Consider the following 16,573-nt stretch of genomic DNA (forward strand, 5'->3'; position numbering starts at 1 on the left):
GCTGAAGTTGCGCATAGGCCGACGTTTTTTGCTTCCAGGAGCAAAAAACGCGACGGATTAAGCGTGTTCACAAGCGAACGATTATCATATAGGTTCCGCCGAAATTCCGGCCAGAGTCGGAAGTAGAGCATGATCCGAAAACCGCTTCACACTTCTCGGCATCATGCTCTAGGCGCCGAAACTGCCATCCAAGCAAAGGTATCGAATGCCGAAGGAAGAAGTCCTCGAATTTCCGGGTATCGTCACGGAATTGTTGCCCAACGCGATGTTCAGGGTGAAGCTCGAAAACGAACACGAGATCATCGCCCATACGGCCGGCCGCATGCGCAAGAACCGCATCCGCGTGCTGACCGGCGACAAGGTTCTGGTCGAAATGACACCATACGACCTGACCAAGGGCCGCATCACCTACCGTTTCAAGTAAGATCAAGACCCGAGCGCGATGAGCATTTTGCAAAAGCTGGTGCTTGCCTCGGGTTCGCCGCGCCGCATCGAACTCTTGCAGCAGGCCGGCATCGAGCCTGACCGTATCCTGCCAGCCGATGTCGACGAAACGCCGCTGCGTGCCGAGCACCCGCGCTCGCTGGCCAAGCGCTTGTCGAAGGAAAAGGCCGAGAAGGCGTACGCGTCGCTGAAGACCGAGACCGACTATGCGCCGAGTTTCGTGCTGGCCGCCGACACGGTGGTTGCCGTCGGGCGGCGCATCCTGCCCAAGGCCGAAACGCTGGACGATGCCGCCAACTGCCTCGGGCTCTTGTCCGGCCGTTCTCACCGGGTCTATTCAGGCATCTGCCTGATCACGCCGGGCGGCAAATTGCGCCAGCGGCTGGTCGAGACGCGGGTGCGTTTCAAGCGGCTGCCGCGCGAGGAGATCGACGCGTATGTCGCCTCGGGCGAATGGCGCGGCAAGGCCGGCGGCTATGCCGTGCAAGGCCTCGCCGGCTCCTTCGTCGTCAAGCTCGTCGGCTCCTACACCAACATCGTCGGCCTGCCGCTCTATGAGACGGCGACGCTGCTGTCGGGCGAAGGTTTCAAGACCCATCAAAACTGGTCGTCCGCGCGACCATGAGCCTGGACGACAAAGTCACGCCGCTGCGGCCCAAGCGCCCGTGCCCCGAATGCGGCAAACCGTCGGCGCGCGAGACCTATCCGTTCTGCTCGACGCGCTGCAAGGACATCGACCTCAACCGCTGGCTGAAGGGCGCCTATGTCATCTCGGCCCGCGACGACGAGGAAGAACCCGACGCCGACGATCCAAAATAAGGCCAGGCCATCAGCGCGGGCCAGACTTTCGATCAGGCTTCTGGCGAGCCCGCAGGGCCATTGGAGTCCGACTGCAAAAAGAATCTGTCGAGGAGGGGAATGCAGGCCGCCCCAAGGCCGGCTGCCTGCCGGTCCGACGTGCCCTCCCTGACGAAGAGAGACGCAAGATCGCTGGCGCCGATGGCCGTGAGCTTTTCCCTGATCTCCCTCACCAGCTCGGCTCTCACCCATTGCGGCATGAGGCCGTCCAGAACGATGCCCCTGAATGTGGCAAGCGCCGACGCCGAATGGACCGCCAGCGATATGCTGGACGAGGTTGCCTCAATCCATTTCCTGAGTTGCGGGTCAGGGGCGCGAGACCCTGGCGCCAGGCCGACATCGTCAACCGAAACCGATGTGCCGAGCGGTGCCACGCCGCCGGTCGCAGATGGCACCAGGATACGTCCGATCCCAGGCCTTGCATCGCGGCGCGAGAAGCCGAGCCGACCATGTTGGACAATGCCTCCGTCAAGCGAATGCCCGATGAAGATATAGAGGAAGTCGGGCGCGCCTCCGGCCAGCCCATAGGCCAGTTCCGCGCTGCATGCCGCCACCGCATCCCGGTCGAGATAGATCGATAGATGTGTTTCCTTGCCCAACTGCAGGGCCAGGTCCTCAAACTCGGCCCACGCGCTCTCCGGACCGTCCGTGCCCTTGCCGTTGGCAACCGCCGCAAGAATATCCGAAGCTACCGCTATGCCGATGTCCTCCAGCCTCGCGTGCTGGGCTGAGGTCAGGCGCGAGCGCATCTCGGCAATCGCCGTATATGCGATGCGTGCTATTTCACCCATTTCGCCCGCGCCGTACGACAGCCTTCGCTGCTCCAGGACCCCGCCGACAAAATCGACCAGTGCGATGTCCGCATGGCGCAGCCCCAGCCGCAGGCCAAGAAACAGCGCTCCCTCGGGATTGATCGACATCGGGACCGACGGCTGTCCGACCTTGCCTTTGACGGGCCTTCCCGCCACCAGCAGTCCTTCCGCCTCGAGGGAGCGGACGATGACGGACGCGGTCTGCTTGGTGAGCCCGGTGATCTCGGCGATCTGAGCTTTGGACAGTTGACCGTGTATCCTGATCAGCGACAGGGCAAGACGTTCATTCGACGCGCGGAGGCCGACCTGGTTCGCGCCCCTGTAACCTGAATAAATACCGTTCGGGCTCGTTCGGGCAGAGCTTGCGCCACCTATACGTCCGGTCACAGTGATACCCCAATAAGGACGCGCCCGCCGACCTTGGTGTTGGCGGACGCAGATACGACCCTTGGCAAGGATTTGCAGGAGGAGGGCAAATAAGTCAATCGAAATTACCTATTGACTTGGTCTGCGACCTGAAAGTAGCTGGCATGGACCAAAGACGAGGGAAGCGAAGATGATACGCGGCGACTGGATCGCATCATGGACTGCCAGCCCTATGAATATCTGGGCCGCCGACATGGTGATCCCAGGGTTCTACAACCAGACGGTTCGCGAGATTGCCCGCATCAGCGTCGGAGGCCGGCGGTTAAGGATACGGGTGTCGAACGAGTTCGGCAGCGCACCGATCGTCATCAACGCGGCGCACGTCGCACTTGCGGGCGAGGACGGAGCCATCCAGCCCCTGACAAGCCGCCCCCTCACCTTTGGCGGCGAGGCGACCGCCTCGATTGCGCCGGGCGCTCCACTGTTCAGCGATCCCGTGGAACTGGCAACGCCCGCGCTGTCCCGGCTTGCCTTGAGTTTCTATGTGAGCGGCCATCTTCCGGTGGAAACCCATCATTACGAGGCGCAGCAGACGGCATTCATATCCATACCGGGGAATTTCGCCGCCTCCGAACTCCTGCCGCTTCAGCAAACCACCACCAGCCGCTACTTCGCTTCAGCCATCTATGTCGACGCAAAGGAAGGATCGCGCGCGATTGCCTGCTTCGGCGACTCCATCACCGACGGCTACGGCTCGCAGATAGACGGCGACAGGCGGTGGCCGGACATTCTGAGCGAGCGGCTCAGCGCCGGCACCGCGACGCAGGACCTGGCCGTGCTCAATCTTGGTATCGGCGGCAACCGGCTTCTGAGCAATCGCCGCGGCACGAAGGCTTTGGAGCGGTTCGACCGCGATGTGCTCAGCCTGCCCAGGGTGTCGCATCTCATCATTCTGGAGGGCGTCAACGACATAGGCTGGCCCAACACCGCGCTTGCGGGCGCCGATGAGGCCGTAACGGCAAAACAAATCATATCGGCGATCCGGCAGCTTGCCGTGCGCGCCGAGACTGCCGGCATTCGCGTCATACTGGGGACCCTGACCCCATTCGAAGGAACAACATCGGAATCGCCGGTCGGCGATTTCTACACGCCCGAGAAAGAGAAGGTTCGCGGCGCCGTCAATGCATGGATCCGAAAGGCCGAGGGCGTTTACGGCTTTGTCGACTTTGATGCCGCCGTTCGCGATCCCGGCCGGCCAACCAGGCTTCTCCCAGCCTATGATTGCGGCGATCACATCCACCCGAGCGACGCAGGCTACAGGGCCATGGCGCAAGCCATCGACATGGCCCTGTTCGAATAGGCGAACAATTAGTAAGTCATTATGACTTATTATTGACACCCGCCATTGTTTGTTGCATAACGTCCTCGAACGCTGGCGAGCCGTGACTGCAAGCGTCAATGGGAGGATTTCATGCGAACCAATAGTCTGCGGTTGTCGCGCATAGCGCTGGCATGCACATTGAGTGCCTTCACCGCCTTCGGACCAGCGGCTGCTGGAGCGGCGGACCTTTCCTCGATCCTTTTCGTCAACCCGCTGCCCAAATATCCGGCGTGGCGGCTGATCGGCGACTGCGTCGCCAATCGGGCGAAGGAGCTGAACATTCCCACGACCGAATCCGGTCCGACCACCGGCAATCTCGATGCCACCGTCATGATTCAGCAAATTCAGCAGGGCATCGCCAACAAGGCGGGAGCGATACTGACTTTTCCGGCGACGGCGGGATTTGTTCCCGTGCTCCAGCAGGCGGGGAAGGCCGGCATCATGGTCGGCACGTTCTATGGTGCTTCCGGAACGGAATCCGGTTCGAACGTGAACATCGGTGCGAACTTCACACGGGTCGGCGAAATCTTTGTCGAAGCGATAGCAAAGCGCGAGGGGCCGCAGCATGTCGGGCTGATGGCGCAGGGACCAAGCGGCGCGGCCAAAGCCTTCGTCGACGGGTTCACCGCGGCGGCCGCGAAGACCCAGAACGTCACCGTGTCCGCTGTGGTCTACACCAACGACGATGCCAGCAAGGCGCTTGACCAGGCCAATGCCCTTTTGACGGCGCATCCCGAGGTCAACGTCATCGCCTCGCATATGGGAACCGCCACGCAGGGCGGGACCGCTGCCATCAAGTCAAAAGGCCTGACCGGCAAGGTCGTATTCGTCGCCAACGGGACGGCAGGTGGGGGCGAGCAAGGACTTGCCGACGGCACCGTCTACAAGTTGATGCTGCAGGATCTCTGCACGGCAGGTTCCAAAATGGTCGATTCCGTCGCGGCCATCGCTCGCGGCGAGGCGGTTCAGCCGCAGATCGATGTTGGCGTGCGCATGTTCGACGCGAGCGACTACAAGGCGTATCTCGCCAAGGGATGGCAGTGATGGCAATCGCCCAGCCGGACATTCCGGCACCCGCGCTGGAGATGCGCGGGGTGGGCAAGTCGTTCGGCAACGTCAAGGCGTTGTCGAATGTCGATATCACCGCCGGGGTGGCCGAAATCCATGCCATTGTCGGCGACAATGGCGCGGGCAAGTCGACCACGCTCAAGATCATGTGCGGGATTTTCCGTCCGGATCAGGGGCAACTGCGACTGGGCGGAAAGTCGGTTGAGATACGGGACGCGTCGGCGGCCCATCACCTCGGCATCTCGGTTGTTCATCAGGACCTCGCCCTTGTCGAATGCCTGGACATCGCCACGAACATGGCTTTGGGAGCCATTCCGCGCAGGGGGCGCTTCCGGCTGGACCGTCGCCGCATGGAGACGGAAGCCGCCAAGGTGCTGGACGACCTGAAGATAAGGGTCGGCTCGGTCCGCACGCAGATCGGGCTCCTTTCTGGTGGCGAACGTCAAATCGTCGCCATAGCCCGTGCGGTTCGGATGGATCTTCCGATCATGCTTCTCGACGAGCCGACCGCGGCACTGGGAGTCCGGGAGACGGCCCATGTGGGAGAAATCCTCGGCGAACTCCGGCAGCAGGGGAAAGCCGTCATCTGCATCAGCCACGACATGGATTTCGTGTTCCGCAACAGCGACAGCATCACTGTCATGCGGCTGGGGCGCTCGGTCGCGACGCGACGCACCAAGGATACCAGCCGTGATGAAATCATCGGACTGATTACAGGTGCGATCCAGGGCGACACTGCCAGTTCCGATCCAACTTTTGCCTGAACGAGGGAACCAGACCGTGGCCAGCGAACAGGCAGAACACCAATCTTCGACAGCCTCTCAAGGTGTCCTTTCGGAATTGATGTTGCGTCAGGAAACGACATTGCTGGCGGTCATCGTGGCGGTTGGGATCGTTGCCACGCTTCGCAACCCCGCATTCCTCAACCCGGCAAATCTCACCGACATCGCCCGCGCGGCGGTGATCTATTTCGTCATGGGCTGCGGCGCTTCACTGCTCATGATCGGAGGCGGGCTCGATTTCTCCGTGGGCGCCGTCTTTACGCTTGGCGGCATCATCTGCGCGTGGTTGTTGGTGTGGGGAGCGCCCTGGCCGCTCGCCGTCCTGGCGGGCGTGGCGGCTGGTGCCGCCGTCGGATACGTCAACAGCGTGATCATCGAGCGGCTGCACGTGCCTCCGATCATAGCGACGCTCGGCACATTCTTCATCGTCGGCGGGCTATGTGTCCAATTCACTGGCGGAGAAGACATTGTCCCGCTGCCCGAAACGTTTCAGGCCCTGGGTCAGGGAGCCGTGCTCGGCGTCCCCTACATCGTTCTCTATGCCATCGCGCTGGGACTGCTTTTCTGGTTCCTGCTCGAGCAGACGCCGTTCGGTGTCGAGACACGCGCGCTGGGTGGCAATCGCAAGGCCGCGATCGCCAACGGCCTCAAGGTCAACAGGCTCGATACGATCCTCTACGTCACCGCCGGCGCCACCGCCGGCCTTGCCGGTGTCATCTACGCTGCGCGCGTTGGAAGTGGCCAAGTTGCCGCCGGCGGACCCTCGGTCACACTCTCGGTCGTCACGGCCGTGCTCATAGGGGGTATAAGCTTGCTCGGAGGCTTGGGCACAATCACCGGCGTTGCGGTCGGGGCCCTCTTGCTATCGGCGATCGATAACGCCCTCATCGTTGCCAGCGTGCCGCCCCAATACAACAGCATCATCATCGGCGCGATCCTTATCTGCGCAGTGGCGGTTGATCACATGCGCAGGGAACGTCTGTACAAGCGCCGCCGGTGAGGTCTTCCCGGAGTTGCCCTGCTCAGGCCGCGTGGGTCTTGCGGCTTGTCCGCGCCCAGGCCGGCAGCCAGTCGCCGTGGGCGGCCAAGAGATCATCGACCAGCGACCAGATCTGGTCGAGGTCGAGTTCGGCCGCCGTGTGCGGATCCATCATCGCCGCGTGGTAGATGTGTTCGCGGTTTTCCGTCATCAGCGCCCGCACCGTCAGTTCCTGGACATTGATGTTGGTACGGATCAGCGCCGTCAGTTGTGGCGGCAGGTCGCCTATATAGGTCGGCTGAATGCCGGACGCGTCGACCAGGCACGGCACTTCGGCGGCGCAATCGCGGGGCAGCGAGGTGATGCAGCCATTGTTGCGGACATTGCCGTAGATCACCGACGGCTCGCCGGTCCAGACTGAATTCATGATCGAGGAGGCATACTCCTTGGACTCCTCGACCTCGATGCGCTGGGCCGAGCGGTAGGCCTGTGCCTGGTCCTTCCAGCGCTCGATCTGCTCGACGCAGCGCTTGGGATATTCATCGAGCGGAATGCCGTATTTCTCGATCAGATCGGGGCGGCCGTCCTTGATGAAATAGGGCGTGTATTCGGCGAAATGCTCCGAGCTTTCGGTGACGAAATAGCCCAGCCGGGTCAGCATCTCGTAGCGCACCTTGTTAGGACAGCGCGGGTTCCAGCCGGGCTTCGGCGCGCGGCCCTCGCGATAGGCGCGCACCAGGTCGGGATAAAGATCGCGGTAGGATCCGTCCGGCTGGCGATGCTCGAACTTCAGATAGAAGGCCATGTGGTTGATACCGGCCGAGCGGTAACGAATCTCGTTGTAGGGAAGGTCGAGGTCGTGCGCCAGTTCCATGGCCGTGCCTTGCACCGAGTGGCACAATCCGACCTGCCGGATCTCGGGATATTTCTCCGATATCGCCCAGGTGTTGATCGCCATCGGGTTGACATATTGCAGCATGATCGCCCGCGGGCAGACGGCGAGCATGTCCTCGCAGATCTTCCACAGATGCGGCACGGTCCTGAGGCCGCGCATGATGCCGCCAACGCCGAGCGTATCAGCGATGGTCTGGCGCAGGCCGTACGTCTTCGGCACCTCGAAATCGGTGACGGTGCAGGGCTCATAGCCGCCGATCTGGAAGGCGACGACGACGAAATCGGCGCCCGCCAGCGCCTTGCGCTGGTCCGTGCAGGTCTCGGCCTTCGCCTTGACGCCAAGCGTGGCGATCAGCTTGTTGACGACGACCGCGCTTTCTTCCAGCCGCTGCGGGTTGATGTCCATCAGCGCGATCGTGGCGCCCGAAAGCGCCGGCCGCTGCAGCACGTCGCCGACGATGTTCTTCATGAACACCGTCGAACCGGCGCCGATGAAAGTGATCCTGGGATGTCTTGCCACGTTAACCTCCGGCATGTGTTCAGGCCACGTCGAATGCGGCCCTGACGAGCCGTTCGGTGTAGGCGGTCTTGGGATTGGTGAGGACCTCGTCGACGGGTCCCTGCTCGACGATCTTGCCGTGCTGCATGACGATGACGCGGTGGCACAGCGCGCGCACCACCTTCAGGTCGTGCGAGATGAACAGGTAGCTCAAGCCGCGCTCGTCCTGCAACTTGCGCAAGAGATCGATGATCTGCGCCTGGACGGACAGGTCGAGCGCCGATGTCGGCTCGTCGAGCAGGATGAATTCGGGTTCGAGCGCGATGGCCCGCGCAATCGCGATACGCTGGCGCTGGCCACCGGAGAATTCATGCGGAAACCGCGACAGGATATCGCCCGGCATGCCGGCGCTGACCAGCGCCTCGCGCACCCGCTCGACCCGCTCGCGCCACGTGGCGCCGATGCTGTTGACGATCAGCCCTTCCTCGATGATCTGGCCGATCGTCATGCGCGGGTTGAGCGAGGAGAACGGGTCCTGGAAGACGATCTGCATGCGCGAGCGCAGCGGCCGCATCTGCGTCCGCGACAGGCCATGGATCGGCTGGCCGTCGAAACGGATCTCGCCGCGTTTGGCGTCGGTCAGCCGCAGCAACGCCTGGCCGAAGGTGGTCTTGCCGGAACCGGATTCGCCGACCAGTCCCAGCGTCTCGTGGCGGCAAAGCTTGAGATCGAGATCGTCGACCGCGACCAGTTCACGCCAGTCCGGTTTGAGAAACGTGCCATGGCGCAGCATGAAGCAGACGCGCACGCCATCCGCCTCGAGGATGGTGCCTGAGCCCTCCGGCAACGGTTGCGGGCGTCCCCTTGGCTCCGAGGCAAGCAGCCGCTGGGTATAGGGATGCCGCGGATCGGCGAACAGCCGTTCGGTGACGTTGTGCTCGCACATTTCGCCATGCTGCATCACATAGACATAGTCGGAAAACTTGCGCACCACGGTGAGATCATGGGTGATCAGGATCACCGCCATCCGCAGCTCTTTCTGCAGATTGCGGATCAGGTTGAGGATTTGGGCCTGCACCGTGACGTCGAGCGCGGTCGTCGGCTCGTCGGCGATCAGCACGTCGGGATTGTTGGCGAGCGCCATGGCGATCATCACGCGCTGGCGCTGCCCGCCCGAGAGCTGGTGGGGATATTGCTTGAGCCGCGCTTCGGGTTCGGGGATCTGCACATGCCGCAAAAGTTCGAGCGCCCGCGCCCAGGCTTGCTTGCGGCTCACCTTGCGATGCACCCTGATCGCCTCGACGATCTGGCTGCCGACCGTATAGATCGGGTTGAGCGAGCTCATCGGCTCCTGGAAGATCATCGAGATGCGGTTGCCGCGCAGCTTGCGCCGGGCGCTCTCGGGGAATTTCAGGATGTCCTGTCCGTCGTAACAGATGCTCGATTTCGGCGACACGGTGGCCCGCCGCGACAGCAGGCCCATGACGGTGCGCGCCGTCACCGACTTGCCGGAACCGGATTCGCCGACGATCGCGATCGTCTCGCCGCGATAGAGCTGGAACGAGATGTCCTTGACCGCTTCGACCACGCCGTGTTCGACCTTGAAGGCGACCTCGATGTTGCGGGCGTCGATGACGGGCTCTCCCTGGCGCCCATCATGGTCGAGGCGGAAGGCTGGTGCGAAGGGCTCGGCGAGTACGATGGTCATCCCGGTCCCCTCAATACGGATCGACGGCGTCGCGCAGGCCGTCGCCCAGCGCGTTGAAGGCGAACACGGTGACGAGCACGAAACCGACCGGTGACAGGATCCAGGGATAGGTGCCGATGACCGAATAGGTCGCGGTGTCCTGCAGCATCAGGCCCCAGGAGATCAGCGGCGGCTTGACGGCGAAGCCGAGGAAACCGAGGAAGGATTCCAGCAGCACCACCGTCGGGATCGCCAGCGTCACGGCGACGATCACATGGCTCATCACATTGGGGAAGATGTGCTGCAGGATGATGCGCTGGTCGGTGGCCCCGACCGCCATGGCGGCGCGCACATATTCGATGCGCGCCAGCGCCAGTGTCTTGCCGCGCACCTCGCGCGACATCTGTGCCCAGCCGAGCGCCGACATGACGATGATGACGAAGGCGAGGAACACATTGGTCGGCGCGGTGACCGGGATCAGCGTCGTCAGCGCGAGATAGAGCGGCAGTTGCGGGAAGGCCAGCACCAATTCGACGAAGCGCTGCATCCAGACATCGAACCGGCCGCCGAAATAGCCTGACACCATGCCGACTGTGGTGCCGATGACGGTGATGATGAAGACGACCGTCAGCGCGATCATCAGCGAAACGCGCGAGCCGTGGATGGCGCGCGACAGCACATCGCGGCCGAATTTATCGGTGCCGAGGAAATGCACCGGCTGGCCGTCCGTCGAGGCAAAGAAATGCCGGTTCGCCGGGATCAGCCCGAAGAGCCTGTAAGGCGCGCCCTCTACGAAGAAGCCAAGCAGCCTTGGGTGGTCGTAGTCGGGACCGACGATGGGCTGAAAGGTGACCGGATCGAGATCGGCCGAATCGGCCAGCGCATAGACCCTCGGCCGCGCGACGAAATTGCCGTCCTTGTCGTGGAAGGAAGGCAGCTGCGGCGGGGCGAAGCCGACATCGGTCGCCTTCGGATCCATCGGCGCCAGGAATTCGGCGAAAACGGCCATGACCAGGAGCAGCACGACCAGCCAAAGTCCGGCCATACCGGTCCAGGAGCGCTTCAGCCGGCGCCAGACAAGCGCCATGTAGCTCTCATTGCCGCGCGCGGGTGCCACTGTGGCTCGCTCGGCCGGCAAGGGTGGTGGTGAAGGGTCGCGCGCCAGCATCTAGCCCTCCCCGAACTGGCGCACGCGCGGATCAAGCAGGACCAGCAGCATGTCGGCGATGATGTTGCCGACGATCAGCGTCGCCGACAGCACCATCATGAAGGTGGCGGTGACATAGACATCGCCGACCGCCATCGAGCCGACGATCGCCGGACCGACGGTCGGCAGCGCGAAGATGATCGCCGTCTCGATCTCGCCGGTCAGCATATAGGGCAGCACCACGCCCTGATACATGACCAGCGGGTGCAGTGCGTTGGGCACGGCGTGGCGCATGACGACGGCGCTGCCGGTCAGGCCCTTGGCCTTGGCTGTCTCGACATATTGCGCGTTGAGCGTGTCGAGCAGATTGCCGCGCATGACGCGCATATTGTAGGCGAGGCCGCCGAAGGTGGCGATCGCCACCACCGGCCAGACATGCTTGACCAGGTCGACGAACTTGGCCCACGACCATGGCGCGCCGCCATATTGCGGCGAGAAGAATGAGCCGATCTCCGAGACGTTGAACTGGAAGACGAGGAGATAGACGATGATCAGCGCCATCAGGAAGCGCGGCACCGTCATACCGAGGAAAGAGATGGCCGAAAGCGTCGAGTCGATCCAGGTGTATTGCCGGGTCGCCGCCCATATGCCGAAGGTGATGCCCAGCACCGAGGCGAGCAGATGGCAGACCAGCGCCAGCAGCAGCGTGCGCGGCAGGCGCTCGCCGACGACCTCGGCCACTGGCTTGTTGTAATAGAGGCTGTAGCCGAAATCGCCGCGGGTGACGATGCCGCCGATCCAGTTGAGATACTGGACGGGCAGCGGCTTATCGAGGCCGTGTTCGACGCGATAGGCCTGGGCTTGAGCGTCGGCCTCGGCGAAGGAGGCCCCGCCCTGGTTGATCAGCTGCGAGCGAATGTAATCGGCGTAGTCGCCAGGCGGCGCCTGGATGATGGCAAAGGTGACGAGGCTCAGAATAGCGAGAACCGGTATTGCCGACGCTATGCGCGTGAGCAGGAATCGCAACATCGACGGTCCGCTTCCTCATCTCGCCGGACGCTCCCCTGGAGGGGCGCTCGGAGGGTTGGTTTGTCCCGGCCGCGCCAGCGGCGCGGCCGGGTTTCTCTCAGTCAGGGAGGTAAACTTACATCGGGCCTTTAATCTTACATCGGACCCTTGTCTCCAGGCTTGCCGGGAAGCTCTTCCGGGAACAATTCATATTTCGCCTGCTTGTCGGCCGCGACGAAGACCCGTTCGCGGATGATCGAATCCTCGGCCCAGTTGAACATGAAGATCGGCGTGCCCTGCGGAATGTTCGAGAAGCGCTTGTTGACGATCAAGGCGCCGGGATATTCCGTCAGGCCGATATTGTAGACGTGCTCGGTCGAGATCTTCTGGAAGTCCCGCATCAGACTGGCGCGCTGGTTGTTATCCGCCGACGAGACGAATTTGTTGACGATGTCGACGAGGTCCTTCTCGAAAGGCATCAGATCGACCTCGCCGCTTTCCGGCGCGCGATGATCCCAGCTGGTCTTGGGGCCGACTGGAGCGAGCTGCACGGTGTTCTGCACCACGGAGGTCAGCTCCTGCTCATTGCGTCGGATCAGCCAGTCGAAGCGGCCTGAATATTGGGTGGCATCGCGCTGCGTGCCGTTAAGCCCGTTGAGCACGATCCGGAGGCCAAGCTTCTCCATCTGCGCCACCACGCCTTCGGCGAGGCTCTTGTCGGTCGTGTAGTCGTTGTTGACCAGCATCACGATTTCGACGTTCTTGCCGCCGGCGGTGCCGGCTGGAAAGTTGACGAAGCCGTCGCCGTCTGTGTCCTTCAGACCGGCCTTGGCGAGTTCGGCCTTGGCGCCCTCGAGGTCGAAAGGATAGTAGACGGTGGATTTGCGGTCGTAGAAGCTGGTGCCGGAGGAGAGGCCGCCTGGATAGATCGCGGTGAACGGCCCCTTGACGAGGGAATCGCCCAGCGCCTTGCGGTCAAGCGCCATGGTGACGGCCTTGCGGAAATCCTCGTTGCGGTTCAGTTCGCGGATCGCTTGGCCGCGCTCATCGGGGTTGCCCCAGCCATTGGCGGAAAAGTTCAGGCGCAGATTGTAGCCGATCAGCCGTGGGCCGAAGGCCAGACGCGCCGGCGCATTCGGCTCGGCCGCGCGCTTCAGGGAGGCAACGAAATTTTCCGGCTGCTCGAGATTGGAGAAATCGCCTGCGCCGGCGACCGCCTGAACGTCGCGGTCGGCCCAGGTCGACAGTTTGTAATGCAGCTCGTTGAGATAGGGCAGCTGGTTGCCCTTCTCGTCCACCTTCCAATAGTAGGGATTGCGCCGCATGACGATGATGTCGTCGGCCCGATATTCGACCGGCACCCAGGCGCCCATGACGGGCATGTTCATATATTCCGGCGGGAAGGCGTTCTTGAACTGGTCGTAGGTGTTCTTCGAATATTTCGGGTGCTGCGGCTTCAAGATGTGCGCGGGACCGGGGCAGAACGTGCCATAGGCCATTGCGTAGAGGTGCTGCTTCGGGAAGGCGTCCTTGAAGGTCCACTCGACGGTGTAGTCGTCGATCTTCTTGAGCGTCGTGCCGACGCCAAAGGTTTCCTGGGTGGCGCCATTGAGCGGCGAGACGTTGGGATCCATGACCTCGTCGTCCCAGTAGAACATGACGTCGTCGGCGTTGAATGGCACGCCGTCGGACCATTTGGCGCCCTCGACGAGATGCATGGTCAGCTTGTGACCATCGGCCGACCAGTCCCAGCTTTTGGCGAGGTTGGGCAGCGGCTCGGTGTCCTTCGCCTCGACCTGGAACAGCGGTGCGGTGCGCGTCAGGCACTCGGAAAGGCCGATGTCGATGCCGCCCCAGCCCTGGGTCTGGCCGGCGCCGTAGTTCCAGCCTTCCGGCCGGCCGCCGATGACGTGGCGCATCGTATCGCCATAGACGCCGATACCGTCCGGCATGTTGGCGGTCTTGAAGACCAGCGGCTCTTTCGGCAGCCGGTCTTTCACCGGCGGCAGCTTGCCGGCCTTGACGTATTTTTCCGTCACCCAGCCGGGCTCGTGATACTCGGGCAGCGCCTTGAACTCCAGGACGGAGTCGCGCGCCACGTATTTGATCTTGCCCTCGGCCGGAAACGTCGCCGGGACCGGCGGCACGGTCGGTTCGGAAGCGAAAGCGCTGAGCGCCGGAACGGAGACGCTCAGCGCCAGTCCAGCGGCAATGCCAATGCTGCGTAGGTTCCTCATGGTCTCCTCCCTCGTGTTCAGACGTCTGCTGCTGCTCGTCCTGTTAGGCCTCGAAGCAATTCCGGACGGAGATTCACCCTTCTCCTGGAATTGCTCCCGCACGCCTGACTGCGGTGGACCTGCCTCCCTGGATCCACTGGCGCGCCCGGTTTTCAGCCGGCCTGTTTCAGCGCGGCCTTTTCGGCGCGCAATTCCTCGATCGAGCGCACGCTTCGCCGCGCGGCACCCGCCCATTCGCGGGTCTTGACCGCGGATTTCGACAGTCGCTCCTTGGCCGCCGGAACCGCATGGGCATATTGCGGCAGCCATTGCGCCTGGGCGACGACCATTTCGTCGACCATCTGCCAAACCTCCTCGGGCGTCGACACGGCGCCGACCAGCGGATCGTGCAGCACGGCAAGCTTCAGAAGATCGATGTCGCCAGATATGGCGGCATGGACCGACATGCGCTGGACGTTGATCGAGGCCATGCAAGTGGCGGCACAGGCTTCCGGCAGCGTGATGCCGGCGGCCATGTTGATGCCGAAGCGGTCGACGAAGCCGGGCGACTCGATGATGGCGTCGCGTGGCAGATTGGTGATCACGCCGTCGTTCTTGACGTTGAAGTGGCCACGATAGACGCGGTTGGTCTCCAGCGCCTCCAATATGTGGCTGGCATGCTCGTTGGAGCGCTTTTGCGGATCGATCGGCTTCGACGCCGCTTCGAGGAACTGCGGATATTCGGTCTCGAACCAGTTGCGGGTTTCCGTGGAATAACGGAGGTAGCCGCCGGTCTCGCCGTGGATCCAGTCCGACATGTCGATCCAGCGGGTGATCTCGTCGGGACGCTTGCGGTACCAGGGCAGATATTCGGAGAGATGTCCGTTGCTTTCGGTGGAATAGACGCCGAAGCGCTTCAGCACATCGATGCGCAGCTTTTCCTGCCGGGAATAGACCGGGTGCGCCTCGAAGGCGGCGACCAGTTCGTCCTTGCCGATTTCACGCCCGTTTAGCCTGAGCTCGATGAACCAGGTCTGGTGGTTGATGCCGGAACAGACATAGTCGAGTTCCCCAGGCGATTTCGCGCCCAGCACCTCGGCGATCTGTTCGGCGCCGTGCTGGACGCCGTGGCAGAGCCCAACCGTGTCAACCTTGCCGTATTCGATCGCCGCCCAGGTGTTCATCGCCATCGGGTTGGCGTAGTTGAGGAATTTCGCGTTCGTCTCGGCAACCTCGCGAATATCCCGGCAGAAATCCAGGATCACCGGAATGTTGCGCTGGCCGTACAGGATGCCGCCGGCGCAGATCGTGTCGCCGACGCACTGGTCGATGCCGTATTTCAGGGGAATGCGGATATCGTCGGCATAGGCTTCGAGGCCGCCGACCCGCACGCAGCTGATGATATAGCGCGCGCCCTCGATTGCCTTGCGGCGGTCTGTTGTCGCGGTCACCCTGGTCGGCAATCCGTTCGCCTCGACGATCCTGTCGAGGATCGCCTTGATCATCCCCAGATTGTGCTCGCTGACGTCGGTCAGGGCGAATTCAATGTCCTTGAATTCCGGCACGCACAGAATGTCGGTGAACAGCTTCTTGGTGAAACCGACGCTGCCGGCGCCGATAATAGCGATTTTGAAACTCATCACCTTCACCTCGATCCAATCGAATGCTAGGCAAGGAGCAGCAAGGGAGGAAAATGGCCACACGCCTTGGTGTGCATGCCATTCAAGCCGGAATCCGGCTTTCTTTCCTCCCGCCCGCTCCTCGATCGCGGGTTGTTCGCGTTCTTCGAGGCGGGATTATGCGCTTATTCGCGGTCACGGCCAGAGAAGGATTATGCTTTCAGGGGTAATTTTGTGCTGCGTGATTTGATCGCCAACGGACAATCGATGCGGACGGTCTCGCTGCCGCGCGGCCGCCAGCGCCTGCATGCCATGCCGACGAGCACAGGCTATGAGTTACGCGAGGACGTGACCTATGACTGGGATGGGCGCAAGCGCGGCCAGACGCCGTTCACCGTGCTCCAGCACACGATCAGCGGCACCGGCCGGCTGCGCTACGAGAACCGCGACTACCGCCTGCAGACGAACGACACGCTTCTGGTGCTGGTGCCGCACAACCACCGCTACTGGCTGGCCAAGGACGAGCGGTGGGAATATTTCTGGATCTCGATGAACGGCGAGGAGGCGTTGCGCATCCACAAATCGATCCTCGACGTGTCGGGGCCGGTCTTTCGGCTGCAGCCGGCGACGATCGACCATCTCGCCGATTGCAGCCTGCGTCTCATCAAGGGGGCCGCTTCGCCAGGTGCTGCTTCGGCCATCGCCTACGAGGCCGCGATGGCGCTTTATGACGATGTGTTCGGCTCGCACGCCTTTGCCGAAAAACAGAGCGCCATGCAACCTGTCATCGATCACATCAACGCCAATCTCGAC

15 protein-coding genes are annotated in these 16,573 nt (G+C 62.6%); 8 read left to right on the plus strand and 7 right to left on the minus strand.

The window, feature by feature from the left end:
- Positions 1–205: 205 nt before the first annotated feature.
- From infA to yacG, 3 genes are read left to right on the plus strand one after another with little or no spacing between them, the layout of a single operon-like run.
- On the plus strand, positions 206–424 hold the full coding sequence (infA, locus tag EOA36_RS08520; protein ID WP_006329283.1) for a translation initiation factor IF-1: 219 nt from the start codon (positions 206–208) through the stop codon (positions 422–424).
- An 18-nt stretch (positions 425–442) separates the two neighbouring features.
- A complete protein-coding gene (locus tag EOA36_RS08525; RefSeq protein WP_127276802.1) occupies positions 443–1,069 on the plus strand; it encodes a Maf-like protein in 627 nt (208 codons plus the stop codon).
- Positions 1,066–1,263, plus strand: coding sequence for a DNA gyrase inhibitor YacG (yacG, locus tag EOA36_RS08530; RefSeq protein ID WP_127276804.1), 198 nt, complete (start codon positions 1,066–1,068; stop codon positions 1,261–1,263). The genes EOA36_RS08525 and yacG overlap by 4 nt, the downstream gene beginning before the upstream one ends.
- A gap of 32 nt (positions 1,264–1,295) precedes the next feature.
- Here the strand turns inward: yacG and EOA36_RS08535 are convergent, their stop codons facing one another.
- Complete coding sequence (locus tag EOA36_RS08535) at positions 1,296–2,501, minus strand: ROK family transcriptional regulator (protein WP_127276806.1); 1,206 nt, start codon at positions 2,499–2,501, stop codon at positions 1,296–1,298.
- A gap of 211 nt (positions 2,502–2,712) precedes the next feature.
- Here EOA36_RS08535 and EOA36_RS08540 point away from each other — a divergent pair, with 211 nt between their 5' ends.
- The 4 genes from EOA36_RS08540 to EOA36_RS08555 all read left to right on the plus strand — a co-directional run bounded on the left by EOA36_RS08540 (position 2,713) and on the right by EOA36_RS08555 (position 6,711).
- Positions 2,713–3,840 (plus strand): SGNH/GDSL hydrolase family protein, encoded by a 1,128-nt coding sequence (locus EOA36_RS08540; protein ID WP_189343531.1) that lies wholly within the window; start codon positions 2,713–2,715, stop codon positions 3,838–3,840.
- A 111-nt stretch (positions 3,841–3,951) separates the two neighbouring features.
- Complete coding sequence (locus EOA36_RS08545; RefSeq protein WP_127276810.1) at positions 3,952–4,905, plus strand: sugar ABC transporter substrate-binding protein; 954 nt, start codon at positions 3,952–3,954, stop codon at positions 4,903–4,905.
- The gene (locus tag EOA36_RS08550) at positions 4,905–5,693 is read left to right on the plus strand and encodes an ATP-binding cassette domain-containing protein (protein WP_210212409.1); all 789 of its coding nucleotides are present in this window, start codon (positions 4,905–4,907) and stop codon (positions 5,691–5,693) included. The genes EOA36_RS08545 and EOA36_RS08550 overlap by 1 nt, the downstream gene beginning before the upstream one ends.
- Before the next feature lie 16 nt (positions 5,694–5,709).
- A complete protein-coding gene (locus EOA36_RS08555; protein ID WP_127276812.1) occupies positions 5,710–6,711 on the plus strand; it encodes an ABC transporter permease in 1,002 nt (333 codons plus the stop codon).
- 22 nt (positions 6,712–6,733) lie between these two features.
- On the opposite strand, the gene EOA36_RS08560 is transcribed toward EOA36_RS08555, so the two are convergent.
- The 6 genes from EOA36_RS08560 to EOA36_RS08585 form a co-directional block, all read right to left on the minus strand.
- Complete coding sequence (locus EOA36_RS08560) at positions 6,734–8,104, minus strand: alpha-glucosidase/alpha-galactosidase (RefSeq protein WP_127276814.1); 1,371 nt, start codon at positions 8,102–8,104, stop codon at positions 6,734–6,736.
- 19 nt (positions 8,105–8,123) lie between these two features.
- Complete coding sequence (locus EOA36_RS08565; protein WP_127276816.1) at positions 8,124–9,791, minus strand: ABC transporter ATP-binding protein; 1,668 nt, start codon at positions 9,789–9,791, stop codon at positions 8,124–8,126.
- 10 nt (positions 9,792–9,801) lie between these two features.
- Entirely contained in the window at positions 9,802–10,938 is a 1,137-nt protein-coding gene (locus EOA36_RS08570) for an ABC transporter permease (RefSeq protein ID WP_127276818.1), read from the minus strand.
- Positions 10,939–11,946, minus strand: a complete 1,008-nt coding sequence (locus EOA36_RS08575; RefSeq protein ID WP_127276820.1) for an ABC transporter permease — start codon at positions 11,944–11,946, stop codon at positions 10,939–10,941.
- A 134-nt stretch (positions 11,947–12,080) separates the two neighbouring features.
- Positions 12,081–14,162, minus strand: a complete 2,082-nt coding sequence (locus tag EOA36_RS08580) for an ABC transporter substrate-binding protein (protein WP_127276822.1) — start codon at positions 14,160–14,162, stop codon at positions 12,081–12,083.
- 152 nt (positions 14,163–14,314) lie between these two features.
- Positions 14,315–15,781: an alpha-glucosidase/alpha-galactosidase gene (locus tag EOA36_RS08585; RefSeq protein WP_127276824.1), complete on the minus strand. Its 1,467-nt coding sequence runs from the start codon at positions 15,779–15,781 to the stop codon at positions 14,315–14,317.
- Positions 15,782–15,994: 213 nt separating this feature from the next.
- Between EOA36_RS08585 and EOA36_RS08590 the strand changes: the two genes are divergently transcribed.
- Positions 15,995–16,573 (plus strand): AraC family ligand binding domain-containing protein (locus tag EOA36_RS08590; RefSeq protein ID WP_189553150.1); only part of this gene is annotated, 579 nt, incomplete at its 3' end.

Source organism: Mesorhizobium sp. M8A.F.Ca.ET.021.01.1.1, assembly GCF_003998025.1.
Taxonomy (GTDB): Bacteria; Pseudomonadota; Alphaproteobacteria; order Rhizobiales; family Rhizobiaceae; genus Mesorhizobium.